This is a genomic window from Colwellia psychrerythraea 34H (assembly GCF_000012325.1).
Lineage (GTDB): Bacteria > Pseudomonadota > Gammaproteobacteria > Enterobacterales > Alteromonadaceae > Colwellia > Colwellia psychrerythraea_A.
On record NC_003910.7, the window covers coordinates 4,194,722 to 4,213,712 of the forward strand.

Annotated in this window: 18 protein-coding genes; 6 read left to right on the plus strand and 12 right to left on the minus strand. The window is 39.8% G+C overall.

Annotated elements, in window-relative coordinates:
• Positions 1-202: 202 nt before the first annotated feature.
• A complete protein-coding gene (locus tag CPS_RS17865) occupies positions 203-1,504 on the minus strand; it encodes an ammonium transporter (RefSeq protein ID WP_232769242.1) in 1,302 nt (433 codons plus the stop codon).
• 289 nt (positions 1,505-1,793) lie between these two features.
• On the opposite strand from CPS_RS17865, the gene hemF reads away from it, so the two are divergent.
• The gene (hemF, locus tag CPS_RS17870) at positions 1,794-2,732 is read left to right on the plus strand and encodes an oxygen-dependent coproporphyrinogen oxidase (RefSeq protein ID WP_011044740.1); all 939 of its coding nucleotides are present in this window, start codon (positions 1,794-1,796) and stop codon (positions 2,730-2,732) included.
• A gap of 74 nt (positions 2,733-2,806) precedes the next feature.
• Here the strand turns inward: hemF and arfA are convergent, their stop codons facing one another.
• The 3 genes from arfA to CPS_RS17880 form a co-directional block, all read right to left on the minus strand.
• Positions 2,807-3,025, minus strand: coding sequence for an alternative ribosome rescue factor ArfA (gene arfA, locus CPS_RS17875; RefSeq protein ID WP_011044741.1), 219 nt, complete (start codon positions 3,023-3,025; stop codon positions 2,807-2,809).
• Positions 3,026-3,231: 206 nt separating this feature from the next.
• Positions 3,232-3,555 carry a tyrosine-type recombinase/integrase gene (locus tag CPS_RS23520; protein WP_081428748.1) on the minus strand — a complete coding sequence of 108 codons (324 nt, stop codon included), beginning with the start codon at positions 3,553-3,555 and terminating at the stop codon, positions 3,232-3,234.
• A 55-nt stretch (positions 3,556-3,610) separates the two neighbouring features.
• Entirely contained in the window at positions 3,611-3,793 is a 183-nt protein-coding gene (locus CPS_RS17880; RefSeq protein ID WP_011044744.1) for a hypothetical protein, read from the minus strand.
• A gap of 391 nt (positions 3,794-4,184) precedes the next feature.
• On the opposite strand from CPS_RS17880, the gene CPS_RS17885 reads away from it, so the two are divergent.
• A complete protein-coding gene (locus CPS_RS17885; protein WP_011044745.1) occupies positions 4,185-5,084 on the plus strand; it encodes a TolB family protein in 900 nt (299 codons plus the stop codon).
• 85 nt (positions 5,085-5,169) lie between these two features.
• Positions 5,170-6,027: a PD40 domain-containing protein gene (locus tag CPS_RS17890; RefSeq protein ID WP_011044746.1), complete on the plus strand. Its 858-nt coding sequence runs from the start codon at positions 5,170-5,172 to the stop codon at positions 6,025-6,027.
• A gap of 292 nt (positions 6,028-6,319) precedes the next feature.
• Here the strand turns inward: CPS_RS17890 and CPS_RS17895 are convergent, their stop codons facing one another.
• Complete coding sequence (locus CPS_RS17895) at positions 6,320-7,243, minus strand: DMT family transporter (protein ID WP_011044747.1); 924 nt, start codon at positions 7,241-7,243, stop codon at positions 6,320-6,322.
• A gap of 101 nt (positions 7,244-7,344) precedes the next feature.
• On the opposite strand from CPS_RS17895, the gene CPS_RS23000 reads away from it, so the two are divergent.
• From CPS_RS23000 to CPS_RS17910, 3 genes are all read left to right on the plus strand, one after another.
• Positions 7,345-7,935, plus strand: coding sequence for a TetR/AcrR family transcriptional regulator (locus tag CPS_RS23000; RefSeq protein WP_011044748.1), 591 nt, complete (start codon positions 7,345-7,347; stop codon positions 7,933-7,935).
• An 81-nt stretch (positions 7,936-8,016) separates the two neighbouring features.
• The gene (locus CPS_RS17905) at positions 8,017-8,754 is read left to right on the plus strand and encodes a dienelactone hydrolase family protein (RefSeq protein ID WP_011044749.1); all 738 of its coding nucleotides are present in this window, start codon (positions 8,017-8,019) and stop codon (positions 8,752-8,754) included.
• A gap of 479 nt (positions 8,755-9,233) precedes the next feature.
• Positions 9,234-10,460: a carbohydrate porin gene (locus CPS_RS17910; RefSeq protein ID WP_011044750.1), complete on the plus strand. Its 1,227-nt coding sequence runs from the start codon at positions 9,234-9,236 to the stop codon at positions 10,458-10,460.
• 162 nt (positions 10,461-10,622) lie between these two features.
• Here the strand turns inward: CPS_RS17910 and CPS_RS17915 are convergent, their stop codons facing one another.
• The 7 genes from CPS_RS17915 to CPS_RS17945 all read right to left on the minus strand — a co-directional run bounded on the left by CPS_RS17915 (position 10,623) and on the right by CPS_RS17945 (position 18,942).
• Positions 10,623-11,069 carry a MarR family winged helix-turn-helix transcriptional regulator gene (locus CPS_RS17915; RefSeq protein ID WP_011044751.1) on the minus strand — a complete coding sequence of 149 codons (447 nt, stop codon included), beginning with the start codon at positions 11,067-11,069 and terminating at the stop codon, positions 10,623-10,625.
• An 83-nt stretch (positions 11,070-11,152) separates the two neighbouring features.
• On the minus strand, positions 11,153-11,872 hold the full coding sequence (locus CPS_RS17920) for a TorF family putative porin (protein ID WP_011044752.1): 720 nt from the start codon (positions 11,870-11,872) through the stop codon (positions 11,153-11,155).
• Positions 11,873-11,920: 48 nt separating this feature from the next.
• Positions 11,921-13,138: a BCCT family transporter gene (locus CPS_RS17925; RefSeq protein ID WP_011044753.1), complete on the minus strand. Its 1,218-nt coding sequence runs from the start codon at positions 13,136-13,138 to the stop codon at positions 11,921-11,923.
• Positions 13,139-13,256: 118 nt separating this feature from the next.
• Positions 13,257-14,942, minus strand: a complete 1,686-nt coding sequence (gene betA, locus CPS_RS17930; RefSeq protein WP_011044754.1) for a choline dehydrogenase — start codon at positions 14,940-14,942, stop codon at positions 13,257-13,259.
• A 50-nt stretch (positions 14,943-14,992) separates the two neighbouring features.
• Positions 14,993-16,456, minus strand: a complete 1,464-nt coding sequence (gene betB, locus CPS_RS17935; RefSeq protein WP_011044755.1) for a betaine-aldehyde dehydrogenase — start codon at positions 16,454-16,456, stop codon at positions 14,993-14,995.
• Positions 16,443-17,048: a transcriptional regulator BetI gene (betI, locus tag CPS_RS17940; RefSeq protein WP_011044756.1), complete on the minus strand. Its 606-nt coding sequence runs from the start codon at positions 17,046-17,048 to the stop codon at positions 16,443-16,445. The genes betB and betI overlap by 14 nt, the downstream gene beginning before the upstream one ends.
• 697 nt (positions 17,049-17,745) lie before the next feature.
• Positions 17,746-18,942 carry an MFS transporter gene (locus tag CPS_RS17945; RefSeq protein ID WP_011044757.1) on the minus strand — a complete coding sequence of 399 codons (1,197 nt, stop codon included), beginning with the start codon at positions 18,940-18,942 and terminating at the stop codon, positions 17,746-17,748.
• Between the last annotated feature and the right edge of the window lie 49 nt (positions 18,943-18,991).

The following is an 18,991-nucleotide window of genomic DNA, read 5'->3' on the forward strand; positions in this document are numbered from 1 at the left end:
CTTTATCAAGTTGCACATTATCAGGTAACAATTTTTCACATAAAGTAAATTTGACTACATACTAAGGTTAATAAATGACAGAAATGTTTTAGAAGTGTGACTATTTGATGTCGTTAATATTTCAGAAAAATGACAGTGGTGTGAAACGACAGGCACAAAAAAAGCGCCGAAGCGCTTTTTTTAAGGAGTTTATGAATATGACCTACAAGTGGTAACCGACTTCTTCATGTTCAGCCTGATCTAAACCGTTAGACTCTTGCTCTTCACCAACACGTAAACCATCCGTCATCAAACCGACCAATTTAAGGATAATATAAGTAACGACTGCGGTATAAATCAGTGTAGAGAATATGCCGATAAGCTGAACACCAATTTGTTCCGCCATCGTAGCAATGCCTTCAGCAAAACCAAAACCACTAAATACACCAAGACTGGTCGCTGAGAAAACACCGACTAATAACGTACCTAAAATACCACCAACACCATGTACAGGAAATACATCTAACGAATCATCAATTTTTAATTTTTGTTTAATATAAACCGTTGAATAAAAACAAACAAAGCCTGCACTAATACCAATAATTAACGCGCCACCAGGGCCGACAAAACCAGAGGCAGGCGTAATGGTACCTAAACCTGCGACCATACCGGTAACAGCACCTAAAACACTGGCTTTACCAAATTTTTTCCACTCAATAGCTGCCCAAGTTAATGTACCTGCTGCGGCAGAAATATGTGTAACAAGCATAGCCATAGAAGCATCACCGTTAGCGGCTAGTGCACTACCACCATTAAAGCCAAACCAACCAACCCATAACATACCAGCACCAGTAACAGTCATGGTTAAGTTATGTGGCAACATAGGTGTTTTAGGAAAACCTCGACGTGGACCGATAACAAGAGCGGCAACTAATGCCGCAGTACCCGCCGTAATATGTACAACAATACCACCGGCAAAATCATAAATGCCCATTTGTGCTAACCAACCGCCGCCCCATACCCAATGAGTAATAGGTGCATAAACAGCAAGTAACCAAATACCACTAAAGAGTAATACCGCAGAGAACTTCATACGCTCTGCAAAACCACCAATAATAAGCACTGGCGTAATAATGGCAAAAGTCATTTGAAACAGCATAAATAAACTTTCAGGGATATCTCCTGACAAAGCATCTTTAGGAATACCATGCATCATCACTTTACTAAAATCACCGATAAAAGCATTACCCTCACCAAAAGCTAAGCTATAGCCTACTAATAGCCATAAAATTGATGAGATTGAGCCGATAGCAAAACATTGCATTAATATTGATAACACATTCTTTTTACGAACCAAGCCACCGTAAAAAAGAGCAACGCCCGGTAAGGTCATCAATAATACCAATGCGGTAGATGTTAAAATCCAACTGGTGTTTGCGCCATTTAGTTGCCCTTCTTCCGCCCAAGCAGTGCCTGAGATAAAAAAGCTAAGTAAGGTTAAACACAAGATTAATGCTTTGCTCATAGTTGTTTCCATAGTAAATAATTCAATAACTGACATGAACAAAGCACAAAACAAGCCAAAAAATAAAACATTAACTTTCAATACCTTAAAAACAGCATGCCTTAATATAGTGCCATAGCGCACCATAAAAGCACAAAATACGCACCGAACGCTCTAAAAGAGTGCAAGTACGCACAAAATAAGTGAAGTTTATATTTTCCCCTTAGGAGTATCATTTTAATTCCCACGGAGATCCTGCTCTTTGATACAATAACCGCCATATAATTAATGGTTAATCGACGGTAATAAAATGGACTCACAACTAAGCTCGACTGCGAACATTGAAATCACGCCAATCATCGCGTTTTTCAAAAGCCTCCAAGATAAAATTTGTCAGGCATTAGAAGAAGCTGACGGTACTGGAAAATTTGTTGAAGATAACTGGAAGCGCAAAGAAGGCGGCGGCGGTAGAACTCGCGTGATGACCGATGGCACGGTTGTTGAGCAAGGAGGCGTAAATTTTTCTGTGGTATCAGGTGATAAATTACCACCATCAGCCACGGCTCATCGTCCTGAGCTTGCCGGCAGAACGTGGCAAGCTTGTGGTGTTTCACTCGTTATCCACCCAAAAAACCCTAACATTCCGACTTCACACGCTAATGTGCGCTTTTTTATTGCTGAGAAAGAAGGTGAAAAACCCGTATGGTGGTTTGGTGGTGGTTTTGATTTAACACCTTTTTATCCAAACGATGAAGATATTCAGCATTGGCATCAAACAGCGCACGACTTATGTCAGCCATTTGGTGACAATGTTTATAACGATCATAAAAAATGGTGTGATGAGTATTTCTATTTAAAGCACCGTGATGAAACCCGCGGTGTTGGTGGTTTATTCTTTGATGATTTAAATCAGTGGGATTTCGATACCTGTTTTGATTACGTCAAAGCCGTTGGCCAAGGTTTTATCGATGCTTATGTGCCTATTATGCAGCGTCGCAAAGATGAGGCTTTTGGTGAACAAGAGCGTCAATTTCAATTGTATCGCCGTGGTCGTTATGTCGAGTTCAATTTGGTATTCGATAGAGGCACGTTATTTGGCTTACAATCTGGTGGTAGAACTGAATCAATTTTGATGTCTATGCCACCACTTGCACGTTGGGAATATAACTTCCAAGCTGATGAAGGTAGTGCAGAAGCTAAATTAGCGGATTACTTAAGTCCAAAAGATTGGCTTAACGTATTGAAATAAAGTGTGATTGGTATTTAAGGCTTAGGTAACGTTTTGAATGAGAGTCTTATTTAATGATGGCTAGTACTAACTAGTTAAGCCGCCATTAAATAAGACTCTCGTCTTACATTTTTAGCTTTACGCTGATATGAACCTTTACCTTTTTTCGCTTTAACCACCTGCATCTTATAAACCTTTGATGTTACTAATGCGGCTAAAAAATTCCCTTTAATTTGTCCTCTTCCCAACTCTGTTTCACTTTTATTTACTTTAACAGTGCCAGCTTTCGCTAATGGCTTTTTCTGCTTACTCATGATTTATCCTTTAAAAGTTTGTTACTTATATACGTTCAAATTATTACGTTAAGTCATTACGACAATGTAATGCCTGTTTATTATACATGTGGATCGTTACAAGTAACAATAAATAGTCTGCTTCGCCACCATTGCAGTCATTATACTTTAAATTAAAGCGACAACTTTCCTGATAAAACAGCGCTAAACGTCCAAGTTATTTATAATTATTTTCTATCCATAGGACTCGTTGTACCAGAGGAGTGCTGTCCAATTACATAGGTATATATTTGGGTGGTTCTCAAATCATTATGTCCTAATAGCTCTTGCACTGTGCTAATGTCGGCACCGTTTAACAATAGTTGTGTAGCAAAGCTATGACGAAAGGTGTGTGCTGTTACATGTTTCCTAATACTTGTTTGGTTAAGCGCCTTTCGCAGCGATTTGGTCAAAGCTGTCCAATGAAGGTGATGGCGACAATAGTAGCCGTCAGTTGGATGTAGGCATCTAACCGTTGAAGGAAAGACAAACTGCCATTTAAAGTCAATAATGGCATAAGGGTACTTTCGAGCTAACCCTAAAGGGAGGCTTGTTTAATTAAATAGCTTAGAATTTTCGCTCCTGCCCATCTTCCAGTTTAGGGATGAAAAGTGCTAAAACGACAACGACTGAGATAACGCCACCGGCTATATAACCCAAGCGCTCTAGGCTAACGCCTTCAATGCCATACGCATGATGGAACAGAAATGCTGCCAAGCAAGCTACCACGATGGCTATAAATATTTTCATAATGTTTCCTTAAGATTTTACTGCTATTTATCGCCACATATTACTAAATTTAGGCTTATTAGCCACCTTTGTTTTCATGAACGAAAGAGCTGATATTTAATTTGATAAAAATAGAATTTATTGAAACACAAGAGTCTCTCCAAAAAACATACCTTAAAAGTATCAACAAAAGCATCCCATAATCTGGTCAACTTCACACCATGGCATGAAATTTCGCTTTGAGGGATTTGATGAATTTCAGCTCAAATAAGTTACTCAACGTAAATTCTGCCACTTTGACCTTGTTTGTACTGCGACTGCGTGGACATTATTTAACAAAGCGTAGTATTAATAGCTGTTATTAGAGCGCAGAAGTTAAGCATTCTGCTAAATATAAAATAAGGACAATAATATGAAATATATTTGTATTTCAATTACTCTACTGTTTTCTATTCTAGCTTTCAGTAGCAAAAGTTATAGTCACGATGAGTTTCCCATCCTCCAAGGTCCCTATTTGGGGCAAAAGCCACCCGGCTTAATTCCTGAACTTTTCGCTCCTGGTATTGTTTCAATCAATGGAAGATATGACTTCGGTATTTCGTTTTCCCCTGACTTAGATGAAGTATATTTTTCAGTACAACCAAAGGAAGGAACGGCTGATATCTATTTTTCAAAAATCGAAGATAAAAAATGGAAAGCCATTCAAAAAGCAAAATTTACCAAAGGACAAAAAGCTGGAGAAATGGAACCATTCGTCAGAGCTGACGGTAAAAGAATTTATTTTACCGGGTATAGCTCTGACTTTTCGGGTGAAGAAATATGGTATGTAGATCGTTTGGACAAGGGGTGGAGCAACGCAATAAAACTTGATTCACCTATAAATGACGATGATGTGATGAATTTGACTCAAGCCAAAAACGGCGATGTTTTTTATGACAACCGTTCAAAACGAAAAATGTATTATTCATCCAGCAAAAATGGTGGGTTTCCCAAAGTGCAGGAGGTTGACGTTGAAATTGGATCTCACGCTTTTATTTCCTCATCTCAAGATTATTTATTGGTACAAGCTCAAAATAAAGAAGATCAAAAAAGAAATAGCGATATTTACGTTTATTTTAAGGAAAAAGATGGGGCATGGACCAAGCCAATTAATCTTGGAAATACAGTAAATTCTGACTTTCATGAAAGAGTTCCAGGCGTCACGCCAGATGGTAAATATTTATTTTTCAGCCGATATAACGAAGAAGGCGGAATAGCAAACTTGTATTGGGTGAGAACAGAAGTTATTGAAAATGTACGACCGAAATTGTGATGCATTAATAATTGAATCTGAGTGTATGCGTTGAAGAAGGCGCTTAAATTAAGCATTCTGCTAAATAAAAAATAGGGACAACAGCATGAAACATATTTGTATATCAATGACTCTACTGCTTTCTACTCTAACGATGAGTAACAAAAGCTTTAGTCAATATGAATTTCCAGTACTGAAAGGCCCCTATATGGGACAAGAACCACCAGGTTTGGTGGCAGAGCCATTTGCACCTGGCATTATTTCTAAACAAGGCTGGGAGCTTGAAGGCGTGTTTGCGCCCGGCATGAAAGAATTTTACTTCACGACAAACCGAAAAAGCGCAACCGTTATCGGTTTTCGTCAGCAAAATAATGTTTGGAAGAAATATATAGAATTCCCTAGGACAGGTGAAATTGTATTTTCGCCTGACGGAAAACGTATGCATATGGCAAAAGGCTATAAGGACCGCATTGGCGACGGCTGGTCAGAACGCAAAAGTCTTGGACCTATGTTTGACCGAAAAGACTGGGGTATTATGCGCCTGTCGGCCTCAGCCAAAGGCACCTATGTTTTTGACGATTATAAAAGCAATGACGTAATTCGTATATCAACATTCAAGGACGGAAAACGCCAAGCGCCAACAATGATGGACCCAGTGGTCAACACAGGTAAATGGACAGCTCACCCCTTTATTGCGCCAGACGAAAGCTACCTGATTTGGGATAGCGAACGAGAAGGCGGCTATGGAGGCTCTGATCTTTATATTAGGTTCCGGACAAAGGATGATGCATGGGGCCCTGCAATTAATTTGGGCGACAAGGTTAATTCTGATAAAAATGAATTCTATGCGAGTGTCACCTCTGATGGTAAGTACATACTCTTCAACAGAGGCATGGATGATAAGGGTAATATAGATATTTACTGGGTGGATGCACAGATTATTGAAACCCTCAGGCCAAAATAGTTAGCTCTAGAATAAACTACTCACTCGGAGCAAGAGTCGCTACGATCCCACTGACACAGAGTGGGATCGAATCGACTGTTTTTAGTGATAAGCGTAAGTAGTGATGCTGTCACTTCTAGCTTCAGCTTAGCTACCAAAGAAGTAATTGACGTTTTTAAAAGATTCAGATGAAAAGAGCATTATTTCTAAGGTGCTAATAAGATGCTCCGCCTCCCCTATAACGAATTAATGGCAAAAGGTAAGGCGACACAATTTGAACTCCGTTAACTGCAGTAAGTAACCAAAATGACTACTATTTATTCATAGAAACCACCATGTTATTTTGAGATTTACGGTTGGTCAGGAAAATACCCAAAGCAATAATGCTTGCCCCGAACAATGTAGTGCTCTCAATGGTTTCACCAAATAAAAGATAAGCACTAACTGCCGCAGAAACAGGGACTAAATAAAATACACTTGCGACTCTGCTTACCTCTCCCCGCTGGATCATTATATAAAGCAAGCTTAATGCCCCTAGTGATACCCCGACGACCATATAAACTAGCGATATAATAAATTCACCTGTCCAAACGACCTTAAAGCTTTCAAAAAACGGTAACAATGCTAAACATATTAAGCCCGAAACCAGAGACTGAATCGCACCTCCATAAAATATCTCCATATCTGCGCAATAACGCTTCTGATAAAGACTTCCAAAGGTAACACCAAACAAAGCAAGCACGGACATAGCTATAGCAACCCAACTGAAAGACGTTGTTTCAATTGAATCAATGACAACGACGATGACTCCTAAAAATCCAAAGAGCAATCCAAACCATTGGGCTAAGTTAAGTTGTTCATTAACCAGTTTTCGTGCAAATAGAGCTACCAGAATAGGCTGTAGTGCAACAATTAATGCCGAAACTGCTGGGGAAAGCCCCATATCAATTGATACAAATACACCAACAGAAAATAGACAGACAGTTAAGCTTCCAGCTACCGAAATATGTATCGCTTCACGCCAGTTCGGGAGTTGGTTACCAATCAATTTCGCAATAATTAGTAATATCAAACCTGCAGCCATGAAGCGTAAACTTAGAAAACTCAAAGGAGTGGAGTGTGGTAATCCGAGTTTTGCACCTACAAACCCACTGCCATAAAGCAATACAAAAAAGAAGGGTAATGCAAATATATTAACGAAGCTTACTGAGACCTTAAACCCTAAGCTTTTACTCATTTTTTTATCCTCAACACACAACGCTATGTACTAGGTAGTACAATTAAGTTATGTACCTTATGGTACAATGATTAAAAATGCAAATAATTAGGAATGGATAGATGTCAGAATCTCCCAAAAAAAAGCGGTTACCACGTGGTCAAGGACGAGAACGTATTTTATCTTCGGCTGCAGATCTATTTTTGAAAAATGGCTTTGAAGCAACCAGTCCTCAAGCAATTTATGCGGCAAGTGGTGTCGGGCAAGGAAGTTTTTACCATCATTTTGCCAGTAAAGATGATTTGGCAAATGCAGTTTTGGAAAGAATAGTAGAAGAAAAAACCGCTGAATTAAATCACATTACGAGCACTATACCTAATCCAAAGAAGCGTTTAGAGGCATACCTAAAATTACCTCGCAAAGGAACCGAAGGCTGCAAATTTGGGCGTTTCATGTATGAGACTTCAGGGCAAAAACAGCAATTAAATAAACCTATTCAAGGATTCTTTGATGAACTGCAGCGCTTTCTCAGTCATAACTTTCAGACAGCGCAAAACCAAGGATTAATTTCATCAGATTTCTCTGCCCAAGAGTTAAGTTCTATTCTGATGGAACAAGTACAAGGTGGATATATAATGTCGAGGATCTATCAAAGTGATGATCTCCAAGTTAATACACTGAAACGTCTGGCGAAACAATTAGGATTAACGTAGTTTACTGTATTGAACTTACTGCCAACAACAAAGCTCTTACACCGTTATCCTTTTTCTAAAGTACAGGACATATAAAGACTAATGATCATTCAACAGCACAGCACTGATATTGAAACTCCAACGGGAACCATGCGTACTTATGTTTATCGTCCTCAAGCATCAGGTAAGTTTCCGACTATTATTTTTTATTCTGAAATATTCCAACAAACTGCGCCTATAGCAAGAACAGCAGCGCTAATGGCTGGCCATGGTTTTGTGGTTTTAGTGCCTGAGGTTTTTCATGAACTCAACCCAATAGGCACGGTATTAGGCTACGATGATGCAGGTAAAGACAAAGGTAACCAAGATAAATGGGCTAAACCTTTAGAGCATCACGATAGCGATACACAAGCCTTAGTCAATTTTATTCAACAGCAAGATTACTGCTCTGGAAAAATTGGCACTATGGGTGTTTGCATTGGCGGTCACCTCGCTTATCGCGCTGCCTTAAATAAGAGTGTATTAGCCGCCGCTTGCTTATACGCTACCGATATTCATTCAGGTGATTTACCCAGCGCAGAAGGCAATGATTCACTAACGCGTACCAAAGACATTAGCGCGGAGCTGATGATGATTTGGGGTAAACAAGACCCACATATTCCTGATGAAGGTCGCATGATGATTCATAAAAACTTAATAGCTTCAGGTAACCTTTTCTCATGGCATGAGTTTAATGCTTCACATGCATTTATGCGTGATGAAGGCGAGCGTTATGATCCTCAACTTGCATTAAGAGTTTACGGCATGTCTGTTGAATTATTTAACCGTACGTTAGCTTAACCGAAACTAGTTTAATCCTAACCAAACTTAATATACCTCTATCAGTTAATAGCTCTATTGATTATAAGTGAAGCTCCTTAGTAGAAAGGCGCTTCCAAAAGAATTATTCATTGAGTTATTTTACTAAAGAATAAAACGACATCCACTCTAAAAAACTACAAATTTTCATTATTCAGTATTGTACTAATGACAAATACTTTTAACCCCGTTCAAGAGAAAATGATTAACTAACGCTATAATGTTAGTTAAGAGTTTCTATTAATCGCATCTGATATTTAGCCAGGATACCATTAACACGATTCGTCAAGTGTTCGGTTATAACGGTGTTATTCATCTGTTTGACGTCGTAAATGGCTTAGTTGCCCCTATCAGTAACGTTTTACACTTAAATGGTTGAATATTGTTCGGTTCAGAACAACAACATCAAAAACGTAACTAAATATAAAAACAAATGCGAATTATCTTTTGGAGAATAACGAATGAAAACATCCATCCCATTACTTGGTTTATTGTTAGCAAGCTCAACAACAGCCTGGGCGGCCACAGAAGAAACTAAAATAGAGCGACTAGAACAACTTGAGAAACAAGTTGCTGAGCTTAAAAAAGAAGTTAATACCAATACAAAAACCGCCACAGATTTAACACCTAAAATCAAAGTTGGCGGTGCCGTACGTTTTCAGTATAGCTATGAAGATTACGATGATGACAATAAAGATCGTGGTGGAGATTTTGATTTTGACGTCTTTCGTTTAGATGTAAACGGCAGTATTGGTGATGTTAAATTATCAGCTCAATATCGCTGGTATCAATACATGAATGTAATTCATCACGCCGATGTAGCCTACCAGTTCAGTGATAACTGGGAAGGAAAAGTGGGTATTACTCAAGTTCCTTTTGGTAACTTAAACTATAACTCTAACAACTTCTTCTTTAGCTCTGGTTATTATGCCGGTTTAGAAGATGACTACGACTCAGGTTTATCATTTATAGGTAAGTATGACAAACATGATATCCGTGTTGCCTATTTTTTAAATGACGAAAAAGGTGGTGTTGACGGTTATTCAGGTGACAAAACTCATCGCTATTCTTACGATGTAGTTGGCATTCGTGACTATGCTGGTGGCGAAGGTATTTACAGTGCTCCTGCGCAAGAAATGGGCGAGAGTAATACCATAAACTTAAGATATACATATAATTTCTTCTCTAATACAGAAGTAGGTGTATCGTTATTATCAGGTGATCTTGAAGGTGGCTCAGGTGTTGGCTCTGTGGGCGATCACACTGCATACGCTTTTCATGTAAAAAGCAAAATTGAAAATATCGGTATTATGTTCCAAGCTTCAGAGTATGAATATGACCTAGACAACGGCTCTGATGCTGTCGCTGTAGGCGCTTGGGCATTCTATGACACAATTCCAACGGAAGCGACGTCGTATAACCTTAACTTATCTTACAGCCAGTCAGTGTCTCTTGGACCTATCACTAACCTGACTTACTATAACGATTACAACTTAATCACTGATAAATCAGCCGGATTAGACGATACCACAATGAACGTAACCGGTGTTGCGATCAGTGCTGGTGGCGTTTACGCTTATGTTGACTTTGTTATTGCTAAAAACCAACCATTTATCGGTGGTACTTTAGTAGGCAATGCTGATGATTGGAACAAACGATTAAACATCAATATCGGCTATTACTTCTAAGCCTTTCCTATCTCTGTCGTATTTTAGCAGTAACCTGCTTTAATACGGCATTACCCTCTTTTATTTCTTCTCTTTCTATCCATCACCCTTTGCTCCATTTTAGTCAATTCAAATTATAATCATTACCAAATATCACTTTTAATTACTCACCTAAGACATCATTTATACACTTGGTCCTGTATCAAACTCTGACTCCATCATATCGACAATGCGTTGCACTGAAGAAAGCAATTGGTTTTGTTCCCATGACCCCAACGCTTGAAATTGTGTTATAAAATTAGTCGGCCATAATTGTGGTACTTGAAGCAACAAGCTTGCCCCTTTGTCAGTTACAAACAGTTCTACCCTGCGTTTATCATAATCACTGCGCTTGCGTTGCACTAATTTGTTTACTTCTAAACGATCAATAATGGTGGTGACCGTAGCAGGGCTAAGATTAACGGCTTTCGCTACCATTTTTGCCATTGGTCCCTTTAATTCGACTATTTTTTTTATGACTAATAACTGAGGTCCGGTTAAGCCAAACTTCTTATTTAATTGTTTAGAGTGCAAGTCAACTGCACGATTAACTTGCCGTAAAGACAATATAAGCTGCTCATATATTTCCACTGTATCGATCCAACTATTAATTAAATAACTAAGTGACTAAAAGATAAACCCCTTCGCCTAAATCAAAGGGGTTACTCTATAATTTAAAAACCAAACGTTCTGGACACCGATAATACCACTCGACTGTCTGACGTATCCCAGTCCATACTGGTGTCTTCTGCCGCTAGGTTAAAGTCAAATCCGCTGAAGCTGGTCGTGTATTCAATACGGTAATGGTTATATGATTTCTCATCAAAATTATTACCCCAACCCCACTTACTCACATCGTCCGACGTTGAACGATCGATACTTACACGGATATTATGACCTTCACTTACGGTGAATGTGTGTGCAGCCATCATAATGTAATGACCTGCGCCGGTACCAAAGTAATCCCAGGCGTACCAAAAGTTTAATTCGGTATCACCCATAGATGAGTTATAGCCAAACTTGGTATATGCCTCACCATATTGATAATCACTTGAACCATCATCACCATGATAGGTGTAATAGGCTACCCCGGCATCTAAGCCAACTTTGTCGTTCAGTTGCCAGTAATTACCAACATAAAAATCCCATTCAATATTGGTATCGTCACTCGCACCAAAATCTACATTACTCGCCCAAGTCCCCACATAAAAACCACCATCGCCGGCATAATCTAGACTTGCTTGTAAAGCTGGGTCACTGTCAGTTTGACTCACGCCATTAAAGGTATAATCCGAGGTTAGGTTGACCGTTGATGAGACATCAGCATGCGCACTACCCGCAGCCAATAAGCAGGTCGAAGCTAATGTTATTAGTTTTTTATTCATTATATTCATTTTGTATTCCTGTAATAATTTTTTAGTTTTTATTGTGTATTTTGTAAATTATTTAGCTAATTCAATCTTTTGAAAATCAACTTCATACTCTGTTGGCGAACAGTCTATTTCTTTTACTACCTTAAATTTCTTCACCAAAATGTAGCCCAGACAGGTAAAGAACAGCCCAATAACTACCGCGCCAACCCATTGTATTTGTAGAAAATCTAGTTTGAATAACAGGGTTAACAAGCTCAACGCAACGATATTACCTACTAAATATTTTGCTTTGCCCAGTTTATCCACACCAATTCCAAGGTTGTCGGTATACAGGCGAACCAGTGAATCAAGCGAGTTGATAACAAAGGTGATGCCGACGATAGCCATGGCTAAGTTATAAAATCCGCTGGTATCGATACTGTTGATACTGTAGTAATACAACACGGCAAACCAAGCCGCTATGGGGAGTGACGGAATAACTAACATCGCCGCCAACACTTGGTAAGTACGCAAACCACCAACAAAACGCGAGGTAAACTGACCAATCATAATGCTCCAAGCAAACCACCAGTAAAGATAGAATTCATGATAATCATTAAGCGGCAGCACAAATTTATCTAAGTTACCGAAATAACCGCCAAGTAGACCTAACGTTGAAGCAAACTCACCAACATTTGAACCTTCTCCCATAAATGCACCGGCCCACATCACAACAATTAAGGCTAAAAATGCCCAAGTAGTTGCCAGGCTTAATAAACGAACGTAACGAATGTTAGTGCTTGAATAAACCGAGGCACATATCACGGCAAACACAATTAAATAGAAACTACTGACCAGGGTTTCTCCATCGCCCAGCTCCGGCATATACCAAGGCAAATTGGTTAATAGTAAGTAGGCTGTGAAGGCACAAGTACCAATAATCACGAAGTTATTAATAAACTTAATCAATGGCAGTTCAAAAAACTTAACACGTGGTTCTATCACACAAAAATAGAAACAAGTCAGGAAGTAAAAGCCCCAAATGAGGAAGGCCCAGAAGCCAAACTCGATGGCGAGTGGATTAGTAAAGCCATATTCCGGACTGGCCGCTAAATCAGCATAGCCAGCGAACTCAGTCAGTGGAAACATAATAAGTCCCACATCAAGCCCAGAGGTAAAAAGAATGGCGATAAAGGTGAAAGTGTGTACGGGTGTCACCCCAATACATTTCACGTTACCCCAACGTATTAGAATAAATACGATTGCAACAAAGGTGAATATTAATCCTGCCGATAGCCAAGCTGTCATAATAGTTGCTCCCTACTGTGTTGCTGATTTAAATAATTCATACTTTTCTCCTTAACTAATGTTTAGTTTTTATTTTATTTTTAATTAATTTTAAAGTTTTGTAATATATTTCAGGTGGTTATTTTATATTTCGTGTTGCCTCCCTAGGGCGCTGTTGCTGTTGCCAGTTGGGTGTAATGTCGACCTTTTCATTCGATGGGGCGAGCGTATCCAAGCCGCGAATGAGATCAGCAGCACGCTCCGCTACCATGATAGTTGGCGCATTTAAATTTCCATTTGGAATGGTTGGAAAAATTGATGAGTCAACAACACGTAAGCCTTTAATACCTCGGACTCTGGTTTGCGGATCAACCACGGCCAAGTCATCAACACCCATTTTGCATGAGCATGATGGGTGATAGGCGCTCTCCACTGCTGAACGTACAAAGGCGTCAATCTCTTCATCGGTTTGAATATGAGCGCCAGGTTGAATTTCTTCACCGCGGTACTCATCAAGCGCAGGTTGATGAATAATTTCTCGCGTTAAACGCACGCAGGCTCTAAATCCAGCACGGTCTTCTTCATGCTCAAGATAGTTAAAACTAATTTTAGGTGGAGCTTTAGGATCGTTAGACGCAACATTGACGCTGCCACGGCTCTTAGGTTTGTTATGGCCAACATGGACTTGAAAACCATCACCTGCAAAGGCTTCTTTACCGTCATAACGCATTGCCGCTGGTAAAAAGTGATATTGCAGATCTGGCCATTCAACATTGGCTTTCGAGCGAATAAAACCACAAGATTCAAAATGGTTCGTTGCACCTAAACCGTCTTTATTTAAGATCCAGCGTGTGCCGATCAAAAACTTGTTCCACAAGCCCAATTTGCCATTGAGGGAGATTGGCTGATTGCATTTAAACTGAAAGTAAAATTCTAAATGATCTTGTAAGTTCTGACCTACACCAGGTAAGTCATGCAATGTTTCAATACCAGCTTCTGTCAGTACGTTCTTTGCACCTATGCCTGAGAGTTGCAATAAATGCGGCGAGCCAATAGAACCCGCAGATAAAATAACTTCTTTATTAACTTTTACATCAAGGACCTGCCCTTTTCGTTCATAACGAATGCCAACAGCAGTTTTATTTTCCAGTAATACCTTATGCACTAGCGCATGGGTGATCACGGTTAAATTTTTACGCGTCATCGCTGGACGTAAATAGGCATTAGCTGTAGAACAACGCACACCATCTTTAACCGTCATGTGCATGGCGCCAAAGCCTTCTTGTTGACTACCGTTATAGTCATCGGTGGAGAAATACCCGGCATCAACGCCCGCATTAACAAAGGCTTTATAAAGTGGATTAGCCATTTTGTTGCCGTTATTAACGCCTAGTGGTCCGTCGTTGCCGCGATATTCATCGCCGCCAAAAGCCCACGTTTCAGCCTTTTTAAAGTAAGGTAAGCAATGAGCATAATCCCAATTATCAGCGCCATACTGCTGCCATTCATCAAAATCTCGGGCATGTCCACGGACATATACCATGCCATTGATCGATGATGAGCCACCCAACACCTTGCCTCGAGGGCAATGCATACGTCGATTATCAATGAAAGGCTCTGGCTCTGTTTCAAATTGCCAAGCATATTTACTGCTATTCATCGGAATAGATAAGGCTGTCGGCATTTGGATAAAAATACTTTTATCGCTGCCTCCTGTTTCTAACAACAATACATTTGAGTTGCCGTCTTCAGACAAGCGATTAGCCAATACACAGCCCGCAGAGCCCGCGCCAACAATAATGTAATCATATAGATGTGTTTTCATAATTTTATAACCAAGTAAGTTCAAAGAGGACCAAATTTAAAAAACCAACTTTAAAAAGGACTTTCGAGTGGTTCTAAACCAACGTATACCGCTTTAATTTGGGTGTAGTGGTTTAATGTCGCTAGACCATTTTCTCGGCCAATACCCGAGAGTTTATATCCGCCCACAGGCATTTCTGCTGGTGAAAGTCCGTAGCTATTAATCCAACAAATGCCTGCTTGCATTTGATGTATAACCCGATGAGCACGAGTGATGTCTTGGGTGAATACGCCAGCAGCAAGGCCAAATTCAGTTGCATTAGCACGCTTGATAACCTCGTCTTCATCGTCGAAGGTCAACACCGACATTACTGGACCAAATATTTCTTCACAGCAAATACGCATATCATCATTACAATCAGTAAATATGGTGGGTTCGACAAAATAGCCAGCATCACAACCTATTGGGTTTAGCGCAGCGCCACCTTGCAACAAGGTCGCACCTTCTTTTAGGCCTAGGTCGATATAATCGAGTACTAAGCGTTGATGCTTGGCTGAGATCAGCGCACCAAAGTTAGTCTCAGGATCCATGGGGTCGCCAACAATAATGTTGTTTTTAGTGCGCTCTACTAGTTTTTTAATAAAGGTTGGATAAATTTCTTTCTGCACAAAAACACGTGTGCCATTAGTGCAAATTTCGCCTTGGGTATAAAAATTACCTAACATCGCCGCCGATACCGCGTTATCAACATCAGCGTCATCAAAGATGATAAGCGGTGATTTTCCACCCAGTTCCATGGTGACATCTTTTAACGTGGTGGCAGCACCTGCCATGACCTTCTTACCCGTACCCACTTCACCAGTAAAAGAAACTTTAGCAATCTCTGGGTGATGGCTTAACCACGAACCGACATCCCCTGCTCCTTGCAGCACGTTAAATACCCCATCAGGCAAACCGGCTTCACTAAAGATTTCCGCCAATTTGAGAGCACCTAACGGTGTTTCTTCAGAGGGTTTGAATATCATTGCATTACCACAAGCAAGAGCAGGAGCAGCCTTCCAACAAGCAATTTGTAATGGGTAATTCCATGCGCCAATACCGGCACAAATACCTAAAGCTTCGCGGCGTGTGTAGTAAAAATCAGCCCCTACTTGTTGCTGATTACCTTCAATGCCTGGTGCCAGACCGGCAAAAAATTCAATAGAATCGGCGCCCGACTGCACATCAACCACGCTAGCCTCTTGCCATGGTTTACCCGTATCCAAAACTTCGATTTCTGCCAATTCATCATTTCGTTCACGCAGTAAGTCGACCGCTTTTAATAATACTCGGCTGCGCTCGGTCGCGCTCATCGCAGACCACTGGGCAAATCCTCGCTTAGCGCTTTCGATAGCTTTACTTTTTATCAGTTCATCAGCAATTTCTACCTGATAAATGACCTGACCCGTTGCCGGGTTCGTAACATCAAACGTTTCCCCTGTGCCATTGCTTGTATATGCACCATCAACATAGTTTTTATATTTAATTAGAGGCATTCGATATCTCCTGTTTAATAACATCATTAATAAATTTTTTGCATAGCAGTTCAGCTGCTATAAATTCTTGTTCTGAATTTTCACTCAAAGCACTTCTAAGCCAAAAGCCATCAATCATCGCTGCCGTTTGCTTGGCTGCGTTGGCAGCAGACTCAGGGTCAAGTAACTCTTTAAAGGAGAAAAGTAAATTGCTGTGAAGACGATTACTGTTGATAGATTGTAATCGCGCCATTGCAGGGTCATGCATCGACATCGCCCAAAAACTTAGCCAAGTTTTAGTCGCCAGTAGAGAACGCTGAAATTCGGTAAAATTGGCTTCAACAATCAAATTCAGCCTGATGTGTGCGGGTGGATTCTCTTCGGTAATTCGCTCTAAAAGAGATTGCTGTAATTGGTCAAGTAAATAACTAACGGTTTCTTCTATTAACTCTTTTTTACCACCAAAATAGTGACTGATAATCCCCGACGACATACCGGCAATTTTGCTAATAGATACGATGGTAGTATTTTGCAAACCACGCTCAGAAATAGATCTTAACGTAGCATCAATAAGCTGTTGCCTGCGTAACGGTTTGATACCTAATTTCGGCATATTAACTCTCTTCTTGTTTTTAATTGAACGTTCAATTAATAACAAAAGTAATGCTTAGTAAACGAACTGTCAAGCGTGTAAGTAGCTTCTAAAATCATATTTACTGCTATTAAAACTTGATTTAAATCAAGTTAACGCACTAAAAATAGACAATCCTCACTGAGAATTTAATTTGTACACTAACTAAATTTAATAATAATTGACTAATAACCAAACAAAAATTTGCTTATTTTTACATCAAACCGTAAAAAACGACGCTTTTGACAAACATAATGTCGGCATTAGTTAAGTTATAAATAACGACTACTCGTTAACTATTTTTTAGCTGAATCGATTTTAAGAAGTATCAAGGTAAACTGCACAGTGTCATGACAAGTCAAAAGGTCCGGATTTTGAGATAATTAAATTTGAAAATAATTTAAAATAATTCCTAAACAGGTACATTTATGAATGATATTTATAAAAATTGGCGTGATTTAAAGTCAGCTTTAATAATAAATAGCGATAAAAATGACGATAGTGCAGAGTTGGTTTAAATGGGGGGATTGTAAGTAAGGATTTTGGCATCAGTTGAGTGGCATAAAGGCTATTATGAATCAGCGAATATACCTTCACCTATACCCTAAAGATGAACACCTATAACTAGGTCAAAGCGTTCATCGTTATCTTTAAGTATCAGAAGCTTTTAAAAGTAGCGCTATACGGTAAGTGATAACTTACTATCACTACTTGGGCTGGTCCGCATTATTATTAACGTTAGCAATGCCATTAATATTACCGTCAATGTCACTATTATATAGACAAGTTCCAAGGACCCTGTAGCGTCACGAATATATCCGGCTAACAGATTACCCAAAGCGCCTCCTAAGCCAAAAGTAACCATACAGATACTGCAAATTTGCATGGTGGCAGTAGAAGAGAAAGATTGCCTAATCCAACCTGCTAAAATGCCCCAGACAGGAAAGTACATGAGTCCATAACCAAAGCCAGCTAAAACTGCAAACTGTGTAGGATCATAAACAAAGGCCATTAAACTGAGCGCAAAGCCGGTAAAGATAATCATTAATGCCGTAGCATGGCTGGTACGATCGGCAATCCAACCAGTAATGACGCCAGCAAACATGCCTGTTACTCCGGCAATAGTCCAGGTATAACCGCCAAGTGTCGCGGGTAATTGTAATTCATTCAGGTAAGTACTAAGCCAGTTGGCAAATGGCATAGTGGAAAAGCCAAGCAATAAGCTCACCACGCAGGCAAACAGTGCGGTTCGTTCTCGTATAATAGTAGAGAACAGTTTTGATGCTGGGATCATAGCTTGTACTGGGATGGTATGAGTGGATGGCTGACGGTTCAATTTTGTTAGCAAGCGCCAAGTCAATGAAACAACTATCAAACCAACTAATGCGGCTATTTGCCAGCTACTTTGCCAACCCAGCGTAGGTACTACCATTAAAATAAGTAAGCCGTTAAGCCCATACCCCCAAGCTGTACCACTTGAAGCAAAAGACAAATAAGTAGAACATCTTTCAGGTTTAGAGTGACGCCCAACAATTTCAACAATCGCCCCCCAACTTATAGCAGCACTAGCGGCTAACACAACCAGTACCACAGTAATAATTAGAGGATGTTGTAATTGTGACATGCTATAAAGCAATATTGTGGTGAGTGAACCAGTGGCTAAGACCAGTCGTGCAGAACAAACTTTATTGCCAATAAACCCGAGTAATAACGCCCCCGCAAGGTATGACAATTGGGTAAGTGCGCCAATAGCGGCTAAATGCCAATTGGTTATGGCAATAGATTCTCGCATCAGCGGCACTAAAGCTGCAAAGAGAAATAGTCCAAACCCGTGGCTAACAATTTGGTTCAAGCCAAAAACAGCAGAAATGCGCAAAATGAATTCTCCAACTTAATTTTATATCATCGATATTGGCAAGTTTGCC